Source organism: Streptomyces sp. NPDC107562, from assembly GCF_055657325.1.
Genome location: NZ_JBVKBE010000026.1, coordinates 26,424 through 51,682, shown reverse-complemented (window position 1 = coordinate 51,682; position 25,259 = coordinate 26,424). Strand labels below are relative to the sequence as shown.

Annotated in this window: 19 protein-coding genes and 1 pseudogene; 14 read left to right on the top strand and 6 right to left on the bottom strand. The window is 73.0% G+C overall.

The window, feature by feature from the left end; translation table 11 throughout:
• The 4 genes and pseudogenes from ACZ7LV_RS38350 to ACZ7LV_RS38335 all read left to right on the top strand — a co-directional run.
• Positions 1–414 (top strand): annotated as a pseudogene (locus ACZ7LV_RS38350) (flavodoxin-dependent (E)-4-hydroxy-3-methylbut-2-enyl-diphosphate synthase); the annotation flags it as partial.
• A 153-nt stretch (positions 415–567) separates the two neighbouring features.
• Positions 568–1,416 carry a GNAT family N-acetyltransferase gene (locus ACZ7LV_RS38345; RefSeq protein ID WP_471945993.1) on the top strand — a complete coding sequence of 283 codons (849 nt, stop codon included), beginning with the start codon at positions 568–570 and terminating at the stop codon, positions 1,414–1,416.
• Between the two features lie 134 nt (positions 1,417–1,550).
• Positions 1,551–2,078: a GNAT family N-acetyltransferase gene (locus ACZ7LV_RS38340; RefSeq protein ID WP_471945992.1), complete on the top strand. Its 528-nt coding sequence runs from the start codon at positions 1,551–1,553 to the stop codon at positions 2,076–2,078.
• Positions 2,079–2,151: 73 nt separating this feature from the next.
• The gene (locus ACZ7LV_RS38335) at positions 2,152–3,855 is read left to right on the top strand and encodes a proline--tRNA ligase (RefSeq protein WP_471945991.1); all 1,704 of its coding nucleotides are present in this window, start codon (positions 2,152–2,154) and stop codon (positions 3,853–3,855) included.
• 39 nt (positions 3,856–3,894) lie between these two features.
• On the opposite strand, the gene ACZ7LV_RS38330 is transcribed toward ACZ7LV_RS38335, so the two are convergent.
• The 3 genes from ACZ7LV_RS38330 to ACZ7LV_RS38320 are packed head-to-tail and all read right to left on the bottom strand — an operon-like array spanning position 3,895 to position 5,807.
• Positions 3,895–4,785 (bottom strand): aminoglycoside phosphotransferase family protein, encoded by an 891-nt coding sequence (locus tag ACZ7LV_RS38330; RefSeq protein WP_471945990.1) that lies wholly within the window; start codon positions 4,783–4,785, stop codon positions 3,895–3,897.
• Positions 4,786–4,812: 27 nt separating this feature from the next.
• Positions 4,813–5,277, bottom strand: a complete 465-nt coding sequence (locus ACZ7LV_RS38325) for a ferritin-like domain-containing protein (RefSeq protein ID WP_471945989.1) — start codon at positions 5,275–5,277, stop codon at positions 4,813–4,815.
• Positions 5,274–5,807, bottom strand: coding sequence for a hypothetical protein (locus ACZ7LV_RS38320; RefSeq protein WP_471945988.1), 534 nt, complete (start codon positions 5,805–5,807; stop codon positions 5,274–5,276). The genes ACZ7LV_RS38325 and ACZ7LV_RS38320 overlap by 4 nt, the downstream gene beginning before the upstream one ends.
• 194 nt (positions 5,808–6,001) lie before the next feature.
• Between ACZ7LV_RS38320 and rimP the strand changes: the two genes are divergently transcribed.
• The 9 genes from rimP (at position 6,002) to ACZ7LV_RS38275 (ending at position 17,934) form a co-directional block, all read left to right on the top strand.
• Positions 6,002–6,499: a ribosome maturation factor RimP gene (gene rimP, locus ACZ7LV_RS38315; protein ID WP_471945987.1), complete on the top strand. Its 498-nt coding sequence runs from the start codon at positions 6,002–6,004 to the stop codon at positions 6,497–6,499.
• A gap of 2 nt (positions 6,500–6,501) precedes the next feature.
• On the top strand, positions 6,502–7,488 hold the full coding sequence (gene nusA, locus ACZ7LV_RS38310) for a transcription termination factor NusA (protein WP_401674394.1): 987 nt from the start codon (positions 6,502–6,504) through the stop codon (positions 7,486–7,488).
• A 102-nt stretch (positions 7,489–7,590) separates the two neighbouring features.
• Entirely contained in the window at positions 7,591–7,887 is a 297-nt protein-coding gene (locus ACZ7LV_RS38305) for a YlxR family protein (protein ID WP_401674396.1), read from the top strand.
• A 150-nt stretch (positions 7,888–8,037) separates the two neighbouring features.
• Positions 8,038–11,136, top strand: a complete 3,099-nt coding sequence (infB, locus tag ACZ7LV_RS38300) for a translation initiation factor IF-2 (RefSeq protein ID WP_471945986.1) — start codon at positions 8,038–8,040, stop codon at positions 11,134–11,136.
• 197 nt (positions 11,137–11,333) lie between these two features.
• Complete coding sequence (locus ACZ7LV_RS38295; protein ID WP_385389418.1) at positions 11,334–11,627, top strand: DUF503 domain-containing protein; 294 nt, start codon at positions 11,334–11,336, stop codon at positions 11,625–11,627.
• A 39-nt stretch (positions 11,628–11,666) separates the two neighbouring features.
• Positions 11,667–12,113 carry a 30S ribosome-binding factor RbfA gene (gene rbfA, locus ACZ7LV_RS38290; RefSeq protein WP_471945985.1) on the top strand — a complete coding sequence of 149 codons (447 nt, stop codon included), beginning with the start codon at positions 11,667–11,669 and terminating at the stop codon, positions 12,111–12,113.
• Positions 12,110–13,015: a tRNA pseudouridine(55) synthase TruB gene (gene truB / locus ACZ7LV_RS38285; RefSeq protein WP_471945984.1), complete on the top strand. Its 906-nt coding sequence runs from the start codon at positions 12,110–12,112 to the stop codon at positions 13,013–13,015. Before rbfA ends, truB begins: the two co-directional genes overlap by 4 nt.
• 258 nt (positions 13,016–13,273) lie before the next feature.
• The gene (locus ACZ7LV_RS38280) at positions 13,274–16,921 is read left to right on the top strand and encodes a trypsin-like peptidase domain-containing protein (protein WP_471945983.1); all 3,648 of its coding nucleotides are present in this window, start codon (positions 13,274–13,276) and stop codon (positions 16,919–16,921) included.
• Between the two features lie 47 nt (positions 16,922–16,968).
• Complete coding sequence (locus tag ACZ7LV_RS38275) at positions 16,969–17,934, top strand: bifunctional riboflavin kinase/FAD synthetase (RefSeq protein WP_471945982.1); 966 nt, start codon at positions 16,969–16,971, stop codon at positions 17,932–17,934.
• A gap of 71 nt (positions 17,935–18,005) precedes the next feature.
• Here ACZ7LV_RS38275 and ACZ7LV_RS38270 read toward each other — a convergent pair whose 3' ends face one another.
• The 3 genes from ACZ7LV_RS38270 to eccE all read right to left on the bottom strand — a co-directional run bounded on the left by ACZ7LV_RS38270 (position 18,006) and on the right by eccE (position 23,496).
• Complete coding sequence (locus tag ACZ7LV_RS38270; RefSeq protein WP_471945981.1) at positions 18,006–21,059, bottom strand: SCO5717 family growth-regulating ATPase; 3,054 nt, start codon at positions 21,057–21,059, stop codon at positions 18,006–18,008.
• 341 nt (positions 21,060–21,400) lie between these two features.
• A complete protein-coding gene (locus ACZ7LV_RS38265) occupies positions 21,401–22,183 on the bottom strand; it encodes a hypothetical protein (protein ID WP_471945980.1) in 783 nt (260 codons plus the stop codon).
• On the bottom strand, positions 22,180–23,496 hold the full coding sequence (eccE, locus tag ACZ7LV_RS38260; RefSeq protein WP_471945979.1) for a type VII secretion protein EccE: 1,317 nt from the start codon (positions 23,494–23,496) through the stop codon (positions 22,180–22,182). Before eccE ends, ACZ7LV_RS38265 begins: the two co-directional genes overlap by 4 nt.
• A 207-nt stretch (positions 23,497–23,703) precedes the next feature.
• Between eccE and eccB the strand changes: the two genes are divergently transcribed.
• Positions 23,704–25,224 carry a type VII secretion protein EccB gene (gene eccB, locus ACZ7LV_RS38255; RefSeq protein ID WP_471945978.1) on the top strand — a complete coding sequence of 507 codons (1,521 nt, stop codon included), beginning with the start codon at positions 23,704–23,706 and terminating at the stop codon, positions 25,222–25,224.
• Positions 25,225–25,259: the final 35 nt, after the last annotated feature.

The following is a 25,259-nucleotide window of genomic DNA, read 5'->3' as shown; positions in this document are numbered from 1 at the left end:
TCGCTGTCGGCCCCGCCCGCCGAGGAGGTCAAGGTCGGCATCCAGATCCTGGAGTCGCTCAACCTCAAGGAGCGCGGTCTGGAGATCGTCTCCTGCCCCTCCTGCGGCCGCGCCCAGGTCGACGTCTACAAGCTCGCCGAAGAGGTCACCGCGGGGCTGGAGGGCATGGAGGTGCCGCTCCGTGTCGCGGTCATGGGCTGTGTCGTCAACGGTCCCGGCGAGGCCCGCGAGGCGGACCTCGGCGTCGCCTCCGGCAACGGCAAGGGCCAGATCTTCGTCAAGGGCGAGGTCATCAAGACCGTCCCGGAGTCGAAGATCGTCGAAACCCTCATCGAAGAGGCCATGAAACTGGCCGAGCAGATGGAGGCGGACGGCGCCGCCTCGGGCGAGCCCTCTGTCTCCGTCGCGGGCTGAAACCCCGTCGCGGGCCGAAAGCCCTGAGGCGCCGCCCGCCCGTGCGCGGCGAGCGGCACCTCACGTCGGGCGGTGCCTCACGCGGGGCGGCACCGCCCAGCTTCCGCGGGTACAGTGCGGAGATCAGCAGACCCCACCCGTGAGGCCCCGCCCGTGTTGACCCAGACGACCTCCCGGGTCCTCGAACCGAGCGACCTGGACGCCGCGCTCACCGTCCTCGACCGCGAGCCGGTGGCCAACGCCTTCGTCACGTCCCGGGTCCAGGTCGCCGGTCTCGACCCCTGGCGGCTCGGCGGCGAGATGTGGGGCTGGTACGAGGACGGCATGCTGACGTCCCTCTGCTACGCGGGCGCCAACCTCGTGCCCATCTGCGCCACCCCGCGCGCCGTGCGCGCCTTCGCCGACCGCGCCCGCCGCTCCGGCCGCCGCTGCTCCTCCGTGGTCGGCCCCGCCGACTCCACCGCCCAGCTCTGGCGGCTCCTCGAACCCCACTGGGGCCCCGCCCGCGAGGTCCGCGCGCACCAGCCCCTCATGGTCACCGACCGGATGCCCGCCGACATCGCCCCGGACCCCTACGTCCGCCGCGTCCGCAAGGACGAGATGGAGACGATCATGCCGGCCTGCGTGGCGATGTTCACCGAGGAGGTCGGCGTCTCCCCGCTGGCCGGCGACGGCGGGCTGCTCTACCAGGCCCGGGTCGCCGAACTCGTCGGCTCCGGCCGCTCCTTCGCGCGCGTCGACGAACACGGCAAGGTCGTCTTCAAGGCGGAGATCGGCGCGGCGACCGACCGGGCCTGCCAGATCCAGGGCGTCTGGGTGGCCCCCGAGTACCGTGGCCAGGGCCTCGCGGCCCCCGGCATGGCGGCGGTCCTGCGCTACGCCCTCGCGGACATCGCGCCGGTCGTCAGCCTCTACGTCAACGACTACAACACCGCGGCGCGACGGACGTACCGCAGGGTGGGCTTCCAGGAGGTCGGCGCCTTCATGAGTGTCCTGTTCTAGTGCAGCCGCTCCTCACGGGCAGATCCTGACCGACGCGGCACTGGTCGCCCGCGCGGGCGCGCGGAACCGCCCGACGGGTTCCGAGGGCGCACGCACCCGTTCGGTCACCGAGAGCCCCCTGTAAGCTCCCCGCCATGGACCTCGTCTTCGGCCCCCTGGATCTCCCCGCCCACGTAGACGAGGCCCTCGCAGTGCAGGCCGAGGCCTTCGGCCTGGGCTCCGACGAGATCGCCGTCCGGCGCCAGATCGTCCTGCGGCACATGAGCTACCCCGGCGCACGCGCCCTCGGCGCCACCGCCGACGGCCGTCTCGTGGGCTTCGTCTACGGCATGCCCAACGACCGCGCCCACTGGTGGTCCACCGTCGTGGAGCCCTACCTGCGCGCCCAGGGCCACGACGAGTGGCTCGACGGCTCCTTCGTGATCACCGAGCTGCATGTGCACCCTCGCCACCAGAACCGCGGTATCGGCCGGAGGCTCATCACCGCGATCACGGACACGGCGGCCGAGCCCCGCTCGATCCTCTCGGCGATCGACACCGACAGCCCCGCCCGCGGCCTCTACCGCTCCCTCGGCTACGAGGACCTCGCCCGCCAGGTCCACTTCCCCAGCGCCCCCAAGCCGTACGCCGTGATGGGCGCGCCGCTGCCGCTGCGCCGATAACCGATTTCCACCGTCCCGTACCGCCCGGCTAACCTCCTTGGCACCACCCTTACGCAGCAGGAGTACGAGAACCATGGCGAACGCATCGGTCCAGCGCATGTCCCAGTTGATGGCGAAGACTCTGCGCGACGACCCGGCGGACGCCGAGGTCCTCAGCCACAAGCTGCTCGTCCGCGCCGGCTACGTCCGCCGCACCGCCGCCGGTGTCTGGTCCTGGCTGCCCCTCGGCAAGAAGGTCCTGTCCAACGTGGAGCGGATCGTCCGTGAGGAGATGGACGCGATCGGCGCCCAGGAGGTGCTGCTCCCCGCGCTGCTGCCGCGCGAGCCCTACGACGCGACCGGCCGCTGGGACGAGTACGGCCAGGAGCTGTTCCGCCTGAAGGACCGCAGGGGCGGTGACTACCTCCTCGGCCCCACCCACGAGGAGATCTTCACGCTGCTGGTCAAGGACCAGGCGTCCTCCTACAAGGACCTGCCCGTGATCCTCTACCAGATCCAGAGCAAGTTCCGGGACGAGGCCCGTCCGCGCGCGGGCATCCTGCGCGGCCGTGAGTTCCTGATGAAGGACTCCTACTCCTTCGACCTCGCCGACGAGGGCCTCGCCCACTCGTACGCCCTGCACCGCGAGGCCTACCAGAAGATCTTCACGCGCCTCGGCCTCGACTACCGGATCTGCGCGGCGACCGCGGGCGCGATGGGCGGCTCCAAGTCGGAGGAGTTCCTCGCCCCGGCCGACGCCGGCGAGGACACCTTCGCGGACTGCCCGAACTGCGACTTCGCGGCCAACACCGAGGCGATCACCTACGAGCTGAAGCCGGTGGACGCGTCCGGCGTCCCGGCTGCCGAGGAGATCCCCACTCCCGACACCCCGACCATCGAGACCCTCGCGGCCTCGCTCGGCGTCCCGGCCTCCGCCACCCTGAAGAACCTCCTCGTGAAGGTGGCCGGCGAGATCGTCGCCGTCGGCGTGCCCGGTGACCGCGAGGTCGACCTGGGCAAGGTCGAGGCGCACTTCGCCCCGGCGGCCGTCGAGATGGTCACGGTCGAGGACTTCGTCAACCGCCCGGACCTGGTACGCGGCTACGTGGGCCCGCAGGGCCTGGGCGAGAAGGTGAAGTACCTCGCCGACCCGCGCGTCGCGCCGGGCACGGCATGGATCACCGGCGCCAACAAGGCGGACACGCACGCGAAGAACGTCGTCGCGGGCCGCGACTTCGAGGTCGACGAGTACGTGGACGTCGTGGTGGTGCAGGAGGGCGACCCCTGCCCCAAGTGCGGCACCGGCCTCAAGCTGGACCGCGCCATCGAGATCGGCCACATCTTCCAGCTGGGCCGCAAGTACGCCGACGCCCTCAAGCTCGACGTCCTCGGCCAGAACGGCAAGCCGGTCCGCGTGACCATGGGTTCCTACGGTGTCGGCGTCTCCCGCGCGGTGGCCGCCCTCGCCGAGCAGACGGCCGACGACAAGGGCCTGTGCTGGCCCAAGGAGGTCGCCCCGGCCGACGTGCACGTCGTCGCCGCCGGCAAGGCCCTCCAGACCGAACTCGCCCTGGACGTCTCCGGGAAGCTGGCCGCGGCCGGTGTCCGGGTCCTGGTGGACGACCGGGCCGGGGTCTCGCCGGGCGTGAAGTTCACCGACGCGGAACTGATCGGCGTACCGCAGATCCTGGTGGCCGGGCGGCGCGCGGGCGAGGGCGTCGTCGAGCTCAAGGACCGCAGGACGGGTGAGCGCGAGGAGCTCCCGGTCGACGAGGCGATCGCCCGCCTGACCGCCTGATCCCCGCACCCGGGGCGAGCCGCGACGGCTCGCCCCGGCTCACAGCCAGCCCGCGAACTCCAGCAGCAGCTCCGCGTCCTGCACCCGGCCCACCCGCCGGGCCCGGACCCCCGACTCCACGGCCCGGAACAGCGTCCAGCCGCGCAGCCGGTCCTGGTCGACCTCCAGCGACTCCGCGAGCCGCTTCACCCGCCGCCGGGTCGTCGAGGCGCCCGAGGGCGTGGCGATCAGGTCCTCCACCCGGTCACGGACGAGCCGGGCCAGATCGAAGGCGCACTCGCCGACCACCGGATCGGGACCGACCGCCAGCCAGGGCATCCGGTCCCCGGAGAGCACCTTGCTCTGCCGGAACGTGCCGTGCAGCAACCGGTGCTCGGGCGGGGCCACCAGCAGTTCCTCGCGGGCCGCGAGCGCCGCGTCGACCAGCGGGACGACATCCGCGCCGGCACTCGCCCGCATCGCCTCGGCCTGTCGCCCGGTACGCGCGGCCACGGTCTCGAAGGGGTGGTCCCGCGGCGGCTCCACCCACAGCTTGCGCAGCGTCCCCGCCGCCTCCAGCAGCGCCCTCGCCTCGGGCAGCGACCGCACGGACACCTCCGGATGCAGCCGCTCCAGCAGCAGCGCACCCCCGTCGCCCGGTTCGAGCAGCTGTACGGCGCCCAGGCCGCCCCAGTGCGCCAGCGCGGCCCGCTCGCTCTCCGGGCGGGCCCGGGGCGGGGCCAGCTTCAGGACCGCGGGCGTGCCGTCGCCCCGCCGGACCAGGAGCACCAGGCTGCTCCGGCCGCCCGGCACCTGCACCCGTTCCACGGTCAACTCGCGTAGAGCGACGGCCTGTTGCGCTGCCTCGGGCAGCTTCTCCAGCCAGTCGTCACCGTCCGCCGCCGTCTCACCGAGCGCCCTGACCAGCCGCTGCGGCGGTTCGAAAGCCATACGCGAGATGTCCCCTTCCGGTACGCGTCACGCCGACGGTGTCGCCGGCGCCGAGGCGGCACCGGCCCGCTCGGCGAGCCCAGGGAAGGCTACGCTCCGGCCCTGCCAGCGCACCGCCCGCACCGCCGCTTCCCGCAGCGCCGCCGCGGCCGTGCCCCGCAGCCCGTCCCCGGCGGCCCGCACCAGATCGGAGTACACCCCGGCCACCCGCTCCTCCAGCTCGGCGGCGAGCCGCACCGCCGTCGCCTGGTCCGTCACCTGGAACGGCAGCGCGTATCCGGCGGCCGCGGCCACCGGCTCCGCGCCCAGCGCCCGCACCTGGCGCACCAGGGTGTCCCGCCGGGCGCGATGCGCGTCGTACGCCGTCCGTGCCTCGGTGCGCCGGGCCTCGCCGATCGTCCCACCGACCACGCCGTAGCCGTACACCGCCGCGTGCTCGGCGGCCAGTGCCGCCTGAAGGGCCCGCAGCTCCCCGTCCTCGGCCTCGCTCATGCCGTGCCCTCACCCTCCGTGAGCAGATACGCGTGTGCCGCACCGGCCGCCGCCACCGACGCCAGCAGCCGCGCCAGCTCGCCGGGCAGGCCGAGAAGCGCCTTGGCCCGCCGGTCCGCGAGCGCGCGCTCGGCAGCGGCCAGCTCGGCCAGGGCGGCCCGCTCGGTCTTCGGCACCGTGAGCGAGACGTTCCGGGTGCCGGTGGCGGAGGCCGTCGGGCCGGGCGAGGCCGGGGCCGGCGCGCCGCCGAACGCCTTTGCGTGCCGCACCGCCGCGTCCCGCAGCGGCCGCAGCCGCTCCGCCAGCTCGGGGTGGGCGGCGATCACGGCGTCGTACCGCGTGACCAGGCCGTCGCTGTCCCGGGCCGCACGCGCGCGTGCCCGGGTCGCGGCCGACGGGCTGCCGCCCGTGGTGTCGGCGCCGTCGGGATCACCGGAGCAGCCGGTGAGCAGGGCGACGCCCGCGGCGGAGGCGAGCAGGGTCCTTCTGCGCGGCCCCGAGGGCATGCGCGGCGGCACGGGAAACGGCACGGCTGACGTCCTCGAAGGCTCGTACGAAAGGACTGGGCGGCATGCCCGTGATCACCGTACCCGTGCATGTGTCCGAGACCACTCACCGGCACCGCACAGACCCAGGTGGACGGCATCACCGTCCGGGACCGGATACCCTTTCACCAGACACGCGACCTACCCACAACAGCACACGCGGCCGAGGAGTCACCCGGATGAGCACCACCCACAGCGAGAGGCTGCGAGAACTGCTCGAACCGCTCGTCACCTCCCAGGGTCTGGATCTCGAAGAGATCGCGGTGGACTCCGTAGGACGCAAGAGAGTGCTGCGCGTCGTCGTCGACTCCGATTCCGGAGCGGATCTCGACCAGATCGCCGATGTGAGCCGTGCGCTCTCGGCGAAGCTCGACGAGAGCGACGCGATGGGCGAGGGCGAGTACACCCTCGAGGTGGGAACCCCCGGCGCGGAACGCCTCCTCACCGAGCACCGCCACTACGTGCGCGCCACCGGCCGGCTGGTCGGATTCCAGCTGGCGGAGGGCGGCGAGCTGGTGGCCAGGATCCTCACCGTCGACGACGAGGGCGTGGACCTGGAGATCCCCGGGGTCAAGGGACGCAAGCCCACCGCACGCAGGCTCGCCTTCGGCGACATCGCCAAGGCGCGCGTCCAGGTCGAGTTCAGCCGCAAGGACAAGAAGGAAGAGGAGGCGTAGCCGTGGACATCGACATGAGCGCCCTGCGGGGCTTGGTCCGGGAGAAGGAGATCTCCTTCGACCTGCTGGTCGAGGCGATCGAGGCGGCCCTCCTCATCGCCTACCACCGCACCGAGGGAAGCCGCCGGCACGCGCGCGTGGAGCTCAACCGGGAGACCGGACACGTGACCGTGTGGGCGAAGGAGGACCCCGAGGACCTCGACGAGGGTCAGGAGCCCCGCGAGTTCGACGACACCCCGTCCGGATTCGGCCGGATCGCCGCGACCACCGCCAAGCAGGTCATCCTGCAGCGGCTGCGCGACGCCGAGGACGACGCCACGCTCGGCGAGTACGCCGGCCGCGAGGGCGACATCGTCACCGGCGTGGTGCAGCAGGGCCGCGACCCGAAGAACGTGCTCGTCGACATCGGCAAGCTGGAGGCCATCCTGCCGGTGCAGGAACAGGTGCCCGGCGAGACCTATCCGCACGGGATGCGGCTGCGGTCGTACGTCGTCCGGGTGGCCAAGGGCGTCCGCGGTCCGTCGGTCACCCTGTCGCGCACGCATCCGAATCTGGTGAAGAAGCTGTTCGCGCTGGAGGTGCCGGAGATCGCCGACGGGTCCGTCGAGATCTCCGCCATCGCGCGCGAGGCAGGCCACCGCACCAAGATCGCCGTTCGGTCCACCCGTTCGGGCCTGAACGCCAAGGGCGCCTGCATCGGCCCCATGGGCGGGCGGGTGCGCAACGTGATGGCCGAGTTGAACGGTGAGAAGATCGACATCGTCGACTGGTCGGACGACCCGGCCGAGATGGTGGCGAACGCCCTGTCCCCCGCGCGGGTGTCCAAGGTCGACGTCGTCGACCTGTCGGCCCGTTCCGCGCGCGTGACCGTCCCGGACTACCAGTTGTCCCTGGCCATCGGCAAGGAAGGCCAGAACGCCCGGCTCGCGGCCCGGCTGACCGGCTGGCGGATCGACATCCGCCCGGACACCGAACAGCCGGAGGAATAGATCTCGGCCCCGTGTGGGTTGGATCACGACAGTTATCGGTGCGGCAACTGTTCGATCTCTACCTCAAAGGGGTGAGGTCGTTACGGGGAGGTAGACTTAGCGGTGTCTGGCCGGACGCGTGCCCGCGCATGCCCGGAGCGCACCTGTGTCGGGTGCCGGGAGCGAGCGGCCAAGACCGAGCTGCTGCGCACCGTGGCGATCGAGGGCGAATGTGTCCCTGATCCACGCGGTACGCTGCCCGGCCGGGGTGCGTATGTACACCCCGCCTTGGTCTGTCTCGACCAGGCGATACGTCGCCGGGCGTTCACGAGGGCGTTGCGCGCCCCGGGAGCGCCCGACACAAAGGCGTTGCGCCGGTACGTCGAGCGGACGACAGTTGCGGAGCAGGCAACACGGTAAGAAAGCTTGCCGTACGGAACCCCCCGTGCGGCCTGGTACCTCGCGAGTCGAAAGCAGGTCGAGATTGCGATGAGCACTCGATGAGTACGCGATGAGTACGCCCATGAACTAGCGACGGTCCGGCCGCAACCCGGACCTCAGAGGAGCGAAGTGGCTAAGGTCCGGGTCTACGAACTCGCCAAGGAGTTCGGTGTGGAGAGCAAGGTCGTCATGGCCAAGCTCCAGGAACTCGGTGAATTCGTCCGATCGGCGTCTTCGACGATCGAGGCGCCCGTAGTACGCAAACTGACTGACGCCTTCCAGCAGGGCAGTGGCAACGGCAAGTCCGCCGGCAAGCCCGCCCCGCGGAAGGCCGCCCCCAAGCCCGGCGCGCCCTCACCGGCGCAGGCGGCGCGTCCGGCGGCACCCAAGCCGGCCGCCCCCAAGCCGGCGGCTGCCCAGCAGCCCGCGGCACCCGCGGCCCCGGCGGCGCCCGCCGCCCCGGCGCCCGCGCCGTCCTCGGGTCCGCGTCCGACGCCGGGCCCCAAGCCCGCGCCGCGCCCGGCCCCGGCCGCGCCGGAGTTCACGGCTCCGCCGGCGGCTCCCGCCCCGGCCGCCGCGTCCGGCCCCAAGCCGGCCGGTGCCCGTCCCGGTGCCCCCAAGCCCGGCGGTGCCCGTCCGGGTGGCCAGGACCGTCCGGAGCGCCAGGACCGCCAGGGCCAGCGCCCCGGTGGCCAGGGTCCGCGTCCCGGCGCTCCCGCGCCGCGTCCCGGTGCCCGTCCGGCCGGCCCGCGTCCGGGTAACAACCCCTTCACCTCCGGCGGCTCCACCGGCATGGCGCGCCCGCAGGCGCCCCGTCCGCAGGGTCAGCGTCCCGGTGGTGGCCCCGGTGCCCCCGGTGCCGGTCCCCGTCCGCAGGGTCCTGGTGGCCAGGGCGGCGGTCCGCGTCCCCAGGCTCCGGGCTCCCGTCCGAGCCCCGGCTCGATGCCGCGTCCGCAGGGCGGTGCCCCGCGTCCCGGCGGCGGTCCCGCGGGTCCCCGTCCGAACCCCGGCATGATGCCGCAGCGTCCCGCTGCCGGCCCGCGCCCGGGTCCCGGCGGCGGTCGCGGCCCGGCCGGTGCCGGTCGTCCCGGTGGCGGCGGCGGTGGCGGTCGTCCCGGTGGCGGCGGCGGTTTCGCCGGTCGTCCGGGTGGCGGCGGCGGTGGCGGTCGTCCCGGTGGCGGCGGCGGTTTCGCCGGTCGTCCCGGTGGCGCCGGTCCCGGTGGTGGCGGCGGTGGCTTCGGCGGCGGCGGTGGCCGTCCCGGCTTCGGCGGTCGTCCCGGTGGTCCCGGTGGCCGTGGTGGCACGCAGGGCGCCTTCGGTCGTCCCGGCGGTCCCGCGCGTCGCGGTCGCAAGTCGAAGCGGCAGAGGCGCCAGGAGTACGAGGCCATGCAGGCCCCGTCGGTCGGCGGTGTGATGCTGCCTCGCGGCAACGGCGAGAGCATTCGCCTGTCGCGCGGTGCCTCGCTCACCGACTTCGCGGAGAAGATCAACGCCAACCCGGCGTCGCTCGTCGCGGTGATGATGAACCTCGGCGAGATGGTCACGGCGACGCAGTCCGTCTCCGACGAGACGCTGGAACTCCTCGCCAGCGAGATGAACTACACGGTTCAGATCGTCAGCCCCGAGGAGGAGGACCGCGAGCTGCTCGAGTCCTTCGACATCGAGTTCGGTGAGGACGAGGGCTCCGAGGAGGACCTGGTCGTCCGTCCGCCGGTCGTGACCGTCATGGGTCACGTCGACCACGGCAAGACCCGCCTGCTCGACGCCATCCGCAAGACGAACGTCATCGCTGGCGAGGCCGGTGGCATCACCCAGCACATCGGTGCCTACCAGGTCGCGACCGAGGTCAACGCCGAAGAGCGCAAGATCACCTTCATCGACACCCCGGGTCACGAGGCGTTCACCGCCATGCGTGCCCGTGGTGCGAAGTCGACCGACATCGCGATCCTGGTCGTCGCGGCCAACGACGGCGTCATGCCGCAGACGGTCGAGGCGCTCAACCACGCCAAGGCGGCCGACGTGCCGATCGTGGTCGCGGTGAACAAGATCGACGTCGAGGGCGCCGACCCGACCAAGGTGCGCGGTCAGCTGACCGAGTACGGCCTCGTGGCCGAGGAGTACGGCGGCGACACCATGTTCGTCGACATCTCCGCCAAGCAGGGTCTGCACATCGACTCGCTGCTGGAAGCCGTGATCCTCACGGCCGACGCCTCGCTCGACCTGCGGGCCAACCCGGCCCAGGACGCGCAGGGCATCTCGATCGAGTCCCGCCTCGACCGCGGCCGCGGTGCCGTGTCGACGGTGCTCGTCCAGCGAGGCACGCTGCGGGTAGGCGACACGATGGTCGTGGGCGACGCCTACGGCCGCGTGCGCGCCATGCTCGACGACAACGGCAACAACGTCGCCGAGGCGGGTCCGTCGACGCCGGTCCAGGTCCTGGGTCTGACCAACGTCCCGGGCGCCGGCGACAACTTCCTGGTCGTCGACGAGGACCGCACGGCACGCCAGATCGCCGAGAAGCGCGCGGCGCGCGAGCGCAACGCGGCCTTCGCCAAGCGCACCCGCAGGGTCTCCCTGGAGGACCTGGACAAGGTGCTCAAGGCCGGCGAGGTCCAGCAGCTCAACCTCATCATCAAGGGTGACGCTTCTGGTTCCGTCGAGGCCCTGGAGTCCTCGCTGCTCCAGCTCGACGTCGGCGAAGAGGTCGACATCCGGGTCCTGCACCGCGGCGTCGGTGCGGTCACGGAGTCCGACATCGACCTGGCGATGGGCTCGGACGCCATCGTGATCGGCTTCAACGTCCGTGCGGCCGGCCGCGCGGCGCAGATGGCCGAGCGCGAGGGCGTGGACGTCCGCTACTACTCGGTCATCTACCAGGCGATCGAGGAGATCGAGGCGGCCCTGAAGGGCATGCTGAAGCCGGAGTTCGAGGAGGTCGAGCTCGGTACGGCGGAGATCCGCGAGGTCTTCAAGTCGTCCAAGCTGGGCAACATCGCGGGTGTGCTCATCCGCTCCGGCGAGGTGCGCCGCAACACCAAGGCCCGCCTCATCCGCGACGGCAAGGTGGTCGCGGAGAACCTCAACATCGAGGGTCTGCGTCGCTTCAAGGACGACGTCACCGAGATCCGCGAAGGGTTCGAGGGCGGTATCAACCTCGGCAACTTCAACGACATCAAGGTCGACGACGTCATCGCGACGTACGAGATGCGCGAGAAGCCGCGGGTGTAAAGCCAGTGGCTGACGGTGGCCGACGGGACCTGTGCCCGTCGGCCACCGTGGTTTGCCCGGGGCCGCCGGTGTCCGGCCGGCCCCGGGCAAAACCCGGTCGAGCCCCCGGCGAGGGCGCGGTACCGTTCTTGATGTCCCCGCCCGTTCCAGCCGGCGGGGCCGTCGATCCCGGGCCGGCGGGTGAACCGGTTGCATACATGTTTGTGGGGACGCTGTCCTTCGACCTCCTCCTCGGCGACGTACGGTCGCTGAAGGAGAAGCGCTCCGTCGTCCGCCCGATCGTCGCGGAACTCCAAAGGAAGTACGCGGTGAGCGCGGCCGAGGTGGACCACATGGACCTCCATCGCAGGGCACAGATCGGCCTCGCGATGGTCTCCGGCGACGCGGGGCACATCAGCGACGTGCTGGACAGGTGCGAACGGCTGGTCGCCGGGCGCCCCGAGGTGGAACTGCTGTCGGTGAGACGCCGCTTCCACGGCGACGACGACTGACCAGAGAACGTAGATCAGGAAAGAACGGGAGACGGACCAGTGGCCGACAACGCGCGTGCCAAGAGGCTGGCGGACCTCATCCGAGAGGTGGTGGCCCAGAAGCTGCAGCGCGGGATCAAGGACCCGCGGCTCGGCTCGCACGTCACCATCACGGACACCCGGGTGACGGGTGATCTGCGGGAGGCGACCGTCTTCTACACCGTGTACGGGGACGAGGAGGAGCGGGCGGCCGCGGCCGCCGGCCTGGAGAGCGCCAAGGGCATCCTGCGCTCCGAGGTCGGCAAGGCGGCCGGCGTGAAGTTCACGCCGACGCTCACCTTCGTCGCCGACGCCCTCCCGGACACCGCCCGGACCATCGAGGACCTCCTCGACAAGGCCCGCCAGTCCGACGAGAAGGTGCGCGAGGCCTCGGCGGGCGCCGCCTACGCGGGCGAAGCCGACCCGTACAAGAAGCCGGGTGAGGACGAGGACGACACCAGCGCATGACCCAGAAGCACTCCACGCCCGACGGCCTTGTCATCGTCGACAAGCCGTCGGGCTTCACTTCGCACGACGTGGTCGCGAAGATGCGCGGCATCGCGCGGACCCGCCGCGTCGGCCACGCCGGCACCCTCGACCCGATGGCGACGGGCGTCCTCGTCCTCGGCGTCGAGCGGGCGACCAAGCTCCTCGGGCACCTCGCGCTGACCGAGAAGGAGTACCTGGGCACCATCCGCCTGGGCCAGACCACCCTCACGGACGACGCCGAGGGCGAGATCACGGCGTCGGTGGACGCCTCGAAGGTCACCCGGGACGCCGTCGACGCGGGGATCGCCGAGCTCACCGGCGAGATCATGCAGGTGCCGTCCAAGGTCAGCGCCATCAAGATCGACGGTGTCCGCTCCTACAAGCGGGCCCGCGACGGCGAGGACTTCGACATCCCGGCCAGGCCCGTCACCATCTCGTCGTTCAGCGTCCACGACGTCCGGGAGGCCGTCGCCGAGGACGGCACCCCCATGCTCGACCTCGTCGTCTCGGTGGTCTGCTCCTCCGGCACCTACATCCGGGCCCTCGCCCGTGACCTGGGCGCGGGACTGGGGGTCGGCGGCCACCTCACCGCGCTGCGCCGGACCCGTGTCGGGCCGTACAAGCTCGACGCGGCGCGCACCCTGGACCAGCTCCAGGAGGAGCTGACGGTGATGCCGATCGCCGAGGCGGCCACCGCCGCGTTCCCCCGCTGGGACGTCGACGACAGGCGGGCCCGGCTGCTCCTCAACGGCGTACGGCTCGACATGCCCGACGAGTACGCGGGCTCCGGGGCGGTGGCCGTGTTCGGTCCCGAGGGGCGCTTCCTGGCGCTCGTGGAGGCGCAGCGGGGCAAGGCGAAGAGCCTCGCCGTCTTCGGCTGACGCCCACCTCTTCGGCTGCCCGTGGAGCGGCGGTCACGGGGCCCTGCACTCCGCCGCTCCACGGTCCCCCATCGGTTCCCCCACCCCTAGGGTGTATCCAGCGAGCCCGGTCCGTTCACCCGGCCGGGCGGGCGCTCGGAGTGAACGAGGGGTGCGCAGGGGGGCGCTTTCGCCCTGACCGCTTTCTCCCTGATCATCCCGCCCCTACCGTCGTCCTCGGAGCACAGGTGTACGGGGGCACGGCGGGGAGGTTCGACCATGGCGGCACCGGACCGACGGACCACACCGCGGGGCGACGAGCCCGGGCCCCACGACGACGTCCTCGTCCGCATCCACGACCTCGCCGGGCGCCCCCGCGGCACCGGCTTCGTCGCTGACCACCAGGGCACCGTCCTCACCAGCCACGAAGCCGTCGACGGCGCGGGCCGCCTCGTCCTGAGCGCCGGCGCCCGCAGCTGTGTCGTGCCCGCCGAGGCGGTCGTCTCCTTCCCCGAGCGGAACCTGGCACTCGTGCGCGCCGGGGAACTGGCCGGAGGGCTCGGAGTGCGTCCGCTGCCGATCACCGCGCGGGACCGGGTCGCGACCGGCACCTATGTACGGATCGCCGCGGGCCGCTGGCGGGAGGCGCGGGTACTGGGCGCGGTGACGGGGGTGACCTACACGGCCAGGGACCGCTTCCGTCAGCTCGACGACGTCCTGCAGCTCGCGATCGGTACGGCAGGGCGGGACGCCCTGCGGCTGGGCGGTGGGGCGGCCGGGGGACCGGTCGTCGACGCCGCCACCGGGGCCGTGGTCGCCGTGCTCGGCACCGCCCTGCACACCGGGCACCGCGACTGCGGGTTCGCCGTTCCGCTGCGGCCTGCCGCGTACGGTCCGCTGGCCGAGGTGCTCGCCCGCAACGCGGCGACGGTGCCCGCGTACGGGGCGGATCTCAACCTGGGCGGCGTGCTGGAACTGACGGCGATGTCGACGGGGGGTGGAGTTCCGGGCGGCGTCGAGGCTGTCGAACGGGCGGGTGCGGTACGGGAGTTCGCCGCGTTCGGCGAGAGCCCGGCCACCGTTCTGGGGCTCGTCGGACCGCCCGGCAGCGGTCGTACGACGGAGCTCGCGGCGCTTGCCGCGCGGCGGCGCGGGGGTGCGGCACCGGCGCCGACGGTGTGGCTCCGGGGGGCCGACCTCCAAGAGGGGGACGAGTCGGTCGCCGACGCGGTGCGGCGGGTGCTCAGCCGGGCGACGTGGAGTGTGGCCGGGGGTCGGGTCGCGTGGGGAGGGAGTCATGACGGGGGCCTGCCCGAGGCCGGGGAAGCCCCCCTGGGAGTCACCGGTCCTGAGGGCCTCGCGGCGCTGGCCCGGGCCTCCGGTCGCCCCCTGCTCGTGCTGCTCGACGCCCCGGAGGAGATGCCGGCGGAACTGGACCATCGGCTGAGTGCCTGGTCCCAGGGGACCGTGCGGTGGCTGCGGGAGACGGGGGCGCGACTGGTCGTGGCGTGCCGGGCGGAGTACTGGGAACGGGCGGGGGCGGCATTCCCCGACGAATGTCTGCACCCCGGCGCCGGCCCCGTGGGCCTGCCACCCTGTGTGCCTCTGGGCGACCTCGACGACGACGAGGCCCACCACGCCCGCACCCGCTACGGCGTGCCCGACGGCGCCCTCGCCGCACCCGACACCCGCCACCCGCTCACCCTGCGCCTTTTCTCCGGGATCCTCGCTGCGATCCCCGACGCGCCGCGGTCAGCCCCTGTGGACCGGCACGACGTGTTCGCCGCCCACCTGGACCTGACGTGCCTGCGCGTGGCCGTACGGCTCGCGGCGGAGAACGGCCTGCGCGGCACCGCCGTACGCCGGCTCGCGGCGAAGGTGGCCGGTCAGGTGCACGAGGCGGCCCGGCGCGGCCTCGGGCCCGGACAGGGGGAGCTGACCCGTGCCGCCTTCGAGGACGTGTTCCCCAGGGGCCCGGCCCCGGCCCGGCTCGGCGGTGGCACCGGGTGGGCGTCCGCCGTCCTCGCCGAAGGCCTCCTCGTCCCCGCCGGCACCGGATACCGCTTCGCCGACGAGGAACTCGCCGACTGGATCCAGGGCACCCACCTCGACCTGGCCGAGGCCCTGCGCGCGTTGGTCCATCACCCCGCCCAGGCCTGCGAGCACCCCGACCCCGTCCCGCACCATCGCATCGGCCCCGTCGTCCAGGCCCTGCTCCTGCTCGCCCGGCAGCACGGCACGCACCGGCTCGCCGTCCGCCTGGAGGAACTGCTCCATGCCCTGGACGACGACCCGCACTCCTGGTGGGCGGGCCGGCTGCTCGGCGAGACGCTCCGCCGGGTGCCGGACGCCACGCCGTATCTGCGGGTGCTGCGGCTCCTCGCCGAGACGATCGTCGACTGGCGGTGGCAGGGACGGGCCGTACCGGCGGAGTTCGGGCCCGCCTTCTGGTCGGAACCGGCGCTGAGCGGTGCCGAACGCCTCGATCTGCTGCGCCGCCTGCTCCGCGCCGACATCGGCGCGGCCGACGCGGGCGGGGGCCGGTACCTCGACGCCGCCGCACACCTGCTCGCCGCCGACCCCGCCGCCGTACAGCCGCATCTCGTCCGCTGGTTCGACGACGAACGGGCCCTCCCGGCGGCGCCGCACGCGACCGTGGCGACGGCCGCGCAGGCGCTGCTGCACACGCATCGGCACCGCGCGCTGGACGGCCTCACGGAGGTGCTGGCCGACAGCGCGCACCGGCGGGGCGACGAGCTGCTCGGCGTACTGGCCGAGGAGGAGACCGCGGCCGTCTGCCGGGCCGTGAACCGGTGGGCGCGCGACGAGCGGCCGGAGCGGCGGGCCACGGCGGTGACCTACGGGCTGCGGGTCGCGCCCTACGCCCGGGACGAGGCCGGGCGCGCGCCGCTGCGGCACGCGGCCCTGGCCCTGCTCGCCCGCCCGGCCGACGGCGCACTGCACGGCGGGGCGCTCGCCGTCCTCGTACGCGATCCGCACACCCGGGACCGGCACCTGCCCCGGGCCGTCGAGCTTTTCGCCGCCGGGGACCCGCAGCTGCCCGCGTCAGCGCTCGCGACCGCCCTGACGACCCATCCCGAGCCGGTGCTCGGCGCCTTCCGGGCCCGGCTGCGGCGCACGGACGCCGGGGAAGTGCTGCGCGCGCTCGCCGAGGCGCTGTTCGAGGGCGGCGGGCTGCTCAGGGCAGGCGGCGCGGGGAGCCCGTCGCTGGTGCGGGGGGTCATCGAGCTCGTCCAGGAGGCGGTGGCGCTGCGGACGGGGTGGGCGGAGCCCGTGGCCGCGTACGTCGACGGACTGCTCGACGTCGGCTGCGGGGCACGTGCCGAGGGGCCCGCCGACGGCCCCGGGGAGGTCTGCGTCTGCGCGGGCGACGGACTTCCCGGCCGGTGTCGTGACTCCCGATCCGTACTGTTCTCGCTGGTCACCGGGGTGCTCGACGGTGGGCCCGAGGAGCTGAGGGCGGCGCTCGCCGGCGTTCTCGCCGGGCCCGGCGCCCCCGGCTCCCGCGCCCTGCGCCGCGAACTGTGCGACTACCTCCTCGTCCACGAGCAGACCGCGCCCGTACTGGTTGCCCTGCTGCGGACGGCCGCCCGGCACGGCGGCGACGAACTGCGCGCCCTGGTCCATCGCACCGGCATGATCCTCGTCCGCACCCCGGCGGGAGCCACCCGCTTCGACTGCGCCCTGCTCGATCTGGGCCGCGAGATCCCGGGTTTCGCGGTCCGCGTGGCGCGGTGGCTGGAGGACGCTCCTCGGGACTGGGCCGCGGTCGTCGGCCCCAGCACCCGCCGCATGATCGAGATTCTGGCCGGCGTACGGCTCTCCCTCGACCCGACGAGCACACGTGCGTCCGGTCACAGCCCCCATGCCGGTGCGGGCCGGACCCCCTCGGCATGGCACCCTTAGACCTGCGTAAGAGGCATAGACGGACACGGGTTCGAGGAGCGGTCACAGTGCAGCGCTGGCGTGGCTTGGAGGACATCCCCGAGGACTGGGGGCGCAGCGTCGTCACCATCGGGTCCTACGACGGTGTCCACCGCGGGCACCAGCTGATCATCCGGCACGCCGTGCAACGCGCCCGCGAGCTGGGCGTCCCCGCCGTCGTCGTCACCTTCGACCCGCACCCCAGCGAGGTCGTCCGCCCCGGCAGCCACCCGCCGCTGCTCGCGCCGCACCACCGGCGCGCCGAGTTGATGGCGGAGCTGGGTGTGGACGCGGTGCTGATCCTCCCCTTCACGGCGGAGTTCTCCAAGCTCTCGCCCGCCGAGTTCGTGGGCAAGGTCCTGGTCGACAAACTGCACGCCAAGGCCGTCGTCGAGGGCCCCAACTTCCGCTTCGGCCACCGCGCCGCCGGGAACGTCGAGTTCCTCGCCGAGCAGGGCAAGGTCTACGACTTCGACGTCGAGGTCATCGAGCTCTTCGTGTCGGGCGAGGCGGGCGGCGGCGAGCCGTTCTCGTCGACGCTGACGCGGCGGCTGGTGGGCGCGGGGGACGTGGCCGGTGCCGCGGAGATCCTCGGCCGCCCGCACCGGGTCGAGGGCGTCGTCGTGCGGGGCGCGCAGCGCGGCCGTGAGCTGGGTTTCCCCACGGCCAACGTCGAGACGCTGCCGCACACCGCGATCCCGGCCGACGGGGTCTACGCGGGGTGGCTGACGGTGGAGGGCGAGGTCATGCCGGCCGCGATCTCCGTGGGCACCAACCCCCAGTTCGACGGGACCGAGCGCACGGTGGAGGCGTACGCCATCGACCGCGTGGGGCTGGATCTGTACGGGCTGCACGTCGCCGTGGACTTCCTGGCGTTCGTGCGCGGGCAGGCGAAGTTCGAGACGCTCGAGGATCTGCTGGAGCAGATGGCGGACGACGTGAAGCGGTGCCGTGAGCTGATCGCGGCGGCGGAGGGTGCTGGATCCTCGTCGTAGGCACGTGGACGAAGTGAAGGGCGGCCGGTGCCTGTGAGGCACCGGCCGCCCTTCGTGTGCGCGCCCGCTCGCTACTGCTGGGGCGGGGGCCCCTCGGGCTGACCGGGCTGGGGGTAGCCGTATCCGGGGTGCTGGGGCGGCGGCTGGGGATGCCCCGGCTGGGGGGCGGCGTGGTCCGGCTGCGGCGGGTGGCCGGGGTGGCCCGGCTGGGGCGCGTAGGGCTGCCCGGGCGCGTACTGGCCGGGGCCGGGCATCGGCTGCCCTGGCATGGGCTGACCCGGCATGGGCTGGCCCGGTACCGCTTGGCCCGGCGCGGGCTGGCCGGGGTAGGAGTGACCCGGCATCGGTGGGGCGGCGACCGGGGGCGGGTTGCCGTCGCTGGTCCACAGGCCGTGCATCTGCTGGTGCCGTACGAAGTCCTCGGCGACCATGGCCGCGAGGTTGAAGTACGCCTCCCGCACCTTGGGCCGCATCATGTCGAGGTCGACCTCGGCGCCGGCGGAGAGGTGCTCGTCGAACGGGACGACGATGACGCCACGGCACCGCGTCTCGAAGTGGGAGACGATGTCCTCGACCTTGATCATCTTGCCGGTCTCGCGCACCCCCGAGATGACCGTGATGGAGCGGGAGACCAGGTCGGCGTAGCCGTGCGCGGACAGCCAGTCCAGCGTCGTACTGGCGCTGCTCGCACCGTCCACCGACGGCGTCGAGATGATGATGAGCTGGTCGGCGAGGTCGAGCACCCCGCGCATGGCGCTGTAGAGCAGACCGGTGCCCGAGTCGGTCAGGATCACCGGGTACTGCTTGCCGAGCACGTCGATCGCGCGCCGGTAGTCCTCGTCGTTGAACGTCGTCGAGACGGCCGGGTCCACGTCGTTGGCGATGATCTCCAGGCCGGAGGGGGCCTGGGAGGTGAACCGCCTGATGTCCATGTACGAGTTGAGGTACGGGATCGCCTGGACGAGGTCACGGATGGTGGCCCCGGTCTCGCGGCGCACACGACGGCCGAGCGTACCGGCGTCGGGGTTGGCGTCGATCGCGAGGATCTTGTCCTGGCGCTCGATGGCGAGCGTCGAGCCGAGGGCGGTGGTCGTCGTGGTCTTGCCGACGCCGCCCTTGAGGCTGATCACGGCGATGCGGTAGCAGGACAGCACCGGCGTCCGGATCAGCTGAAGCTTCTGCTGGCGCTCCGCCTCCTCCTTCTTCGCACCCAGCTTGAAGCGGGAGACGCCCGCGGCGGGACGCCCGCTCTTCGGCTTCTGCCGCTTGTTGTTGAGCAGGCGGTCGGAGGAGAGCTCGACGGCGGCGGTGTAACCGAGCGGCGCCGCACCGGGGTTGGTGGGCTGGCGCTGGTCGTGCTGGAGCGGCTGGGGCCAGGCGGTGCCGAGGCGGGGGTCCGGGGGCGGGGTGGGCTGGGGTTGAGGCTGAGGCTGAGGCTGAGGCTGGGCTTGGTCCTGGGGCTGGGGGTATCCCTGCGGGGCGTGGGGCTGGGGGTACTGGTGGGGGTGCTGCTGCTGGTACTGGGGGTGTTGCTGGTTCTGGTTCTGCTGGTGCTGGGCGTGCTGCGGGAACTGAGGTGCTTGGTGGGCCTGTTGGGCCTGTTGGGCCTGCGGGGCCTGCGGAGCCTGGGGGTTCGGTCCCTGCTGTCCGTGCTGTCCGTGTTGTGCGGGCTGGGGAGCCTGAGGGTTCTGCTGCGGAGGGACACCCGGGTGGGCGGCGTGCGGCTGCGCCGGGGGCTGGGGGAATCCGTAGCCACCCTGAGCGTGGGGGACGCCGGGGTGGGGGAAGCCGTAGCCGTCCTGGGCGTGGGGGACGCCGGGGTGCGGAAAGCCGTAACCCTGGGGCGCGTTGGGGGCGGTCGGGTTGGGGAAGCCGTAGCCCTGCTGGGCGTGGGGCTCGCCGGTGGCTTGATGCGGGATGTCGGGTGTGGTGGGCGCCGGGGCCTGGATCGGCGGGGTCCACGCGGGCTGCGCCGACTGCGGCTGGGGCTGCGGCGGGACCGACGGCTGCTGCGGAGGCAGGGGCGGCTGGTCCGGGGCGGCGCCGGGCTGCGGCTCCGGCTGGGCGGGCGGGACAGGAGCCGCGGGCTGGTAGGACGGCGGCAACGGGGGGACGCCGCTGTGCGGGGTGGGCGGGGGAGTCCAGGCGGAGGGCGCGTCGGGTGTCGGCGGCGCGGCGACGGCCTGGTCCTGGGCAGCGTCGTCGTCGGGGGCTGCGGAACCCGCTGCGGCGTCGGCGCCGGTGGAGTCGTCGGCAGCCGTTGCGGCGTCGGGCTCGTCGGTACCTGCCGGAGTGTCGGCGTCCGGGCTGGACTCGGTGCGCGGAGTCTCGTGGTCGGCGTCCTCGGAGGCATCGGTCTCGTCCGACGCGCCCGAGGAGTCACCCTCGGCCCGCTCACCGACCTCGGCCTCGGTTTTCTCGTGCGCTTCGGCCGCGGCGGCGCGGTCGGCGATCTCCTGCTGCAGGGAGGCCGCGGAGAACCGCATGGTGGCGCCGCTCTCCAGGTCTCCGCTCCCGGGCTCGGCCTCGTCGGAGGCCTGTGGTGCGGGGGGAGCGGGGTGAGCCGGGGGAGCCTGGGGGACCGGGGGCGCCGGAGTGGCCTCAGGGGCAGGTGCGACCGGTGCCTGAGGCTCGAAGCCGCTTCCTTCGGGCAGCCTGGGCACACCCCCGTGCTCCCCGGACGGCGGCGTGATCGGAGGCGGGAACGGGATTCCCGGCTCAGGAGCGGCCGGAGGCGGTGTGAACGGCACGCCGGGGATCGGTACAGGGGCGGGTGGCGTGAACGGCGCGACCGGAGCGGGAGGGGCCGGCGGAGTGGGCCCGGGCCCGAACTCCGGGGTCGGGGCAGGGACCGGAGCGGCCGGACCGGCCCCGGGCGCCCCGGAGGCCGCGGACGGTGACGAATGGGACCCCGGATCCTCGGAGTTCCCCGCGTTTCCGGTGTTCCCCGAATCGTCCGAGTGCGCCGAATCCCCCGACGCTCCGGACGCGTTCTGCGTGTACCAGGCAGGCGGCGCGTAGTCGATGGTGAACTCGCCCGTCATCTCGATGGCGGCCTCCGCGTCGGGCTGGTCATCGCCGGGCGTCGCCCAGCCCCCGCGGATCCCGTCCCGATCGCTGCTCACAATTCCTCCTGGTGTGGTCGAGCACCCTCATGCCGTGCTGGGGCGACCCGTACTTGTAGGGCTTGGTCGATACGAGGTCGTCCGTCCACGGGCGCTCCCCCTGAGGTCGGACGCCTGGTCCACGAGTACGGGCGTCGCGCCCGGTACCAGCCTAATCACCACGCCGCCCACATCGGCAGGCCCGTCCACTCCATCACGGCCGCTCCGCGGTGTCACATTCGGCCAGAAGACGGCGTGCGGAGCGTCCCCTCGTGAACAAACCAGCCAATAGCGGAGGTTGAAAACGGGCGGTAGGGGACAATCGGCCTCGAACGCGCAATCCGCCTCACGTGGTGGCTGATTCAGTCCATCCTTCGTGGCGAACCCAGAAGCCCGATCTCCGCGTCGGTGGGCTGCGTCATCACGTACTGCCTGTCACGGTCGGTGCACCAGAGGGTCAGACCGTCCGGCAGGGTGGGAAGAGCGTCCACATCGGCGCGGAGCAGCGCCATGGTGCGCCCCAGCTCCGCCGCCTCGTCCGGGGAGACGCGCTGCACACCGACCAGTCGCGCCTGCCGTACCAGGCGTGGAGCCACCGGACTGAGATACGGCAGCACGGTCAGCACCGACTGCCAGGGCCCGGAGACGACCCGCCCGCGAGGCGGGCGCATGCCGCAGTCCCGCACCACCAGCACGGGCGTCCCCGCCGAGCTGCCCTGCGGGGGAACCCGGCCGACCTCGTGGACGGCCAGGCCGTTCTGCCCGCCGCCCATGGCGTGCACCATCTGCATCCAGGCCCGCGGTCGCCCGGTCTCCACGGCGACGCGCGCGCCGGTCGCCGCCGTCCGGAGGGCGATGACCTGCGCTGTCCACAGGCCGCCGATGAGGACGACGTCGTAGGGCGTCGGACGGTTGATCCCCAGTACCGCGGGCCGCGTCTCGGCGTCCACCCCGATCACGACACCGTCGTCGCCGATGGGCAGCGACAGCGCCTCCAGTTGGCTCACGGGCACGGAGTGCCGCGCATGCCGCGGACCCCTCAGTCCGAAGCCCCCTCGCAGCAGTTCCCTCGCCCGCTCGGCGGTGCTGCCCTGCTGCTCACCGCGGCCGGCGTCCCGTCCCGCTCCGGTGGTCGTGGCCGTCACCGCGCACCTCCCAGGGGAAGGGTGGCCAGTACACCGGGCACCTGTTCCCGGTCGAGACGGGCGAGTCCGGTGCCCGTGTGCCGTGCCGCTGCCTGCAACGCCCGGCGTGCCGCCACGAGTTCGTCGTCGCTGCGGCCCGTCACCCGCAGGTGTCCGCACACGGACACCTCTTGTCGCTCGCCGCGCGTCAGGGTGAGGCTGAAGGTCGTGGCGAGCGCGGGCACAGCCGTGATCAGCGCGATGACCTGTGGCAGAGAGGGCGCCCGTTGGCCGCCCAGGGTCGGCCAACGACGGATCCAGTAGGTGGTGTGCCTGCGGTTGTCGCAGCGCCAGCTCCTGCCGGACTCCTCGGTCCGCCGCTCCCGTGCCTCCGTACGGCCGGCCTCCGCCGTCACCAGCGGATTGGCGCAGGCCGAAGTGGCGACGGCGGCGGTCAGCTCCTCCTCGTCGAGGAGGCCCGCACGGAATCCGGCTCCGGTCAGCCAACTCGCCAGCTGGTCGGCGGCGCGGACGACGCACTTCTGCGCGCCCAGCAGACCGCCACCGCGTGCCGCCACGGCCTCGGGGCACAGCTCCGGGTCGAGCTTCAGGGCGATCCAGGTGAGGCGTACGGCCGGCGCTCCCGTCTGCTCCTGGAGCGGCGCGTAGTTGGCGACGGCGACGGACTGCTGCGGCAGATGCAGCGCGGGCGCGGGCTGGGTGTGCAGCACGACCTGTGCCGACTCCAGCCGGATCCCGTCCACGTCCAGCGCGTCGTAGACCAGACCGAGCGGCAGGGGCTGCCGGTTGCGGTCGGCGCGCAGCGCGGTCGCGTCGGCCTCGACCTGCAGCACGGCGGTGACGAACGTGCCGTCACCGATGATGCCGACGGGCCGACGGTCGCGACCGGCGTAGGTGGAGGTCCGAAGGCTCGGGTCGCATTCGACGGCGGGCGCGAGGCCCGGCTCCGTGCCCGGAGGCACCTGCGCGCTCACGGCACGCCGCTGTCGCGCCCGCAACTCCTGCGTCAACGCCAGCCATTCGGGCAGAGACCGACCCCGCCGGCGTACGAAGGCGACCAGCAGCACACAGACGGCGATCACCGTCGCGACCATCAGGGCCACCGGACCGATCACCCATCCGACGAGCAGCGTGGCCGCGGCGATCTCCAGCATGACGACGCGTTGCAACCGGAATGCCCCGGACCGCGTCGCACGCGATCTCAGATGGAGCGCCCCCGGCGCGGCAGGACGCCGCGCGGACGCCTGCCGAGGTGCCGCTGAGCCCTCCGGTCGCGAGCGGCCACGGGACCGGTCGCGTGTTCCGGCAGCCATCACACCATCCCCCCGTTTTCCCCGTCCTGCTCACAACTCGTCGGCAATTCGGCACCGCACAAGGCCTTTGAGGCCCGGTCACACTACCCGTCCCCCCAAGTCCCCAGGGATACCGGGCATAGTAGGGGGCCGGTCCGACAACGCAGGCGGGGCCGCGCGCCATCCGCCCGCGCGGCCACAGCGAATCACGGGGAGAGACAGGCACAGATGGCATCTCGGCGGGACCAGCTCAATGCCTACACCTTCGCGAAGCGCCGTATGCTCGCGGCCTTCCTTCAGTCGTCGCCCGACGGTTCCGAGCAGGGGGCGCCCCGGCCGCTGCGCGCGGTAGTGCCCGGCATCATCGTCGGCATCGTCGTCATGGCGGTCTTCGGGGCATGGGGCATGTTCAAACCGGCGGCGCCGAAGGGCTGGGACGAGCCGAACGCCAAGGTGATCGTCGCCAGCAAGTCGACCACGCGCTACGTCGTACTCAAGACCGACGGGCAGGTCCAGCTCCATCCCGTCCTCAACATGGCCTCCGCGAAGCTGCTCCTGGAGGCGGGGCAGGGCGACGTGGTCACCGTCGCCGAGTCCGTCCTCGACGACGGCAGGATCCCGCACGGTGCCACCATCGGCATTCCGTACGCGCCGGACCGGTTGCCCTCGGCGGAGGACGCCGGTACCGCGAAACGCTGGGTGATCTGCGAACGGCCCGGCGCGGGCGGCGACTCCGTGGAGAAGGCCGCACTGGTCCTGTCCTCCCGCGACATGGCGGCGACCGACGGCAAGGACAGACTCCGCGGCGGCCGGCTTCTCTACGTCACGGCCCCGGACGGCGAGCACTACGTCGTCGACGGGGGCGGGACGGCGTACCCCGTCGACAAGGGGGACGAACTGCTGCTGCGCGCCGTGGTCGGCTCGGACCGGAAACCCCAGCGAGTGTCCGCGGAGTGGCTCGCCACCCTGCACCGGGGCGACCCGATCACCTTCCCGGCCGTCACCGGACGGCCGGGCGCGGCGGCCGACGCCCCGGGCCGGCTGGACGAGGCGACCGACAAGGTCGGCATGGTGCTGAAGGCGATGGACAACAACGCGCCCCAGTACTACGTGGTGCTGCCCGGCCGCGTCGCACCCGTCTCCGCCTTCGTCGCCCAACTCCTGCTGTTCAGCGCGGAGCTGGCCTCGCTCGACCAGGCAGGCCAGGCGCAGGCGGTGAGTCCCGGCGACATCGTGCCGGGCAAGCCCTTCGGCACCGAGCGTCGCTGGCCTGCCGGAGACCCCACCCCCGTCAACGAGGCGTCGGAGAAGAAGGGGACCCGCAGCACGATCTGCAACGTCCTGCGCGGCGTGGACGCGGGCACCGGTGTCACCACCCTGAGCACGTGGGCGGGCACGGACTTCCCGCGGAAGCTTCCCGTGGGCGCCGCCAGCGCCTACGTCACCCCGGGCTCCGGTCAGCTCTACCGCCAGTTCCAGGGCGAGGCCACCAGGACCGGCCCGGTGTTCCTGGTCACCGACACGGGCCTGCGCCACGTCCTCCAGTCCAACGGCGACAGCGCCACGGACGACGCCGGCATCGGCACCACCGCCGAGCGGCGTGAGCAGCAGGAGGCGGCCATGCAGGCCCAGACCCTCCTCGGCTACAAGGACGTCGACCCGGCGCCGATCCCCGCCGCGTGGTCGGAGTTCCTGCCCACCGGCCCTCGTCTGTCGACGGCGGCGGCCCGCCAGCCGCAGGGCTCGTGAGAGGGACGGTGACAGTGCTTCGTACGACGCTGGTG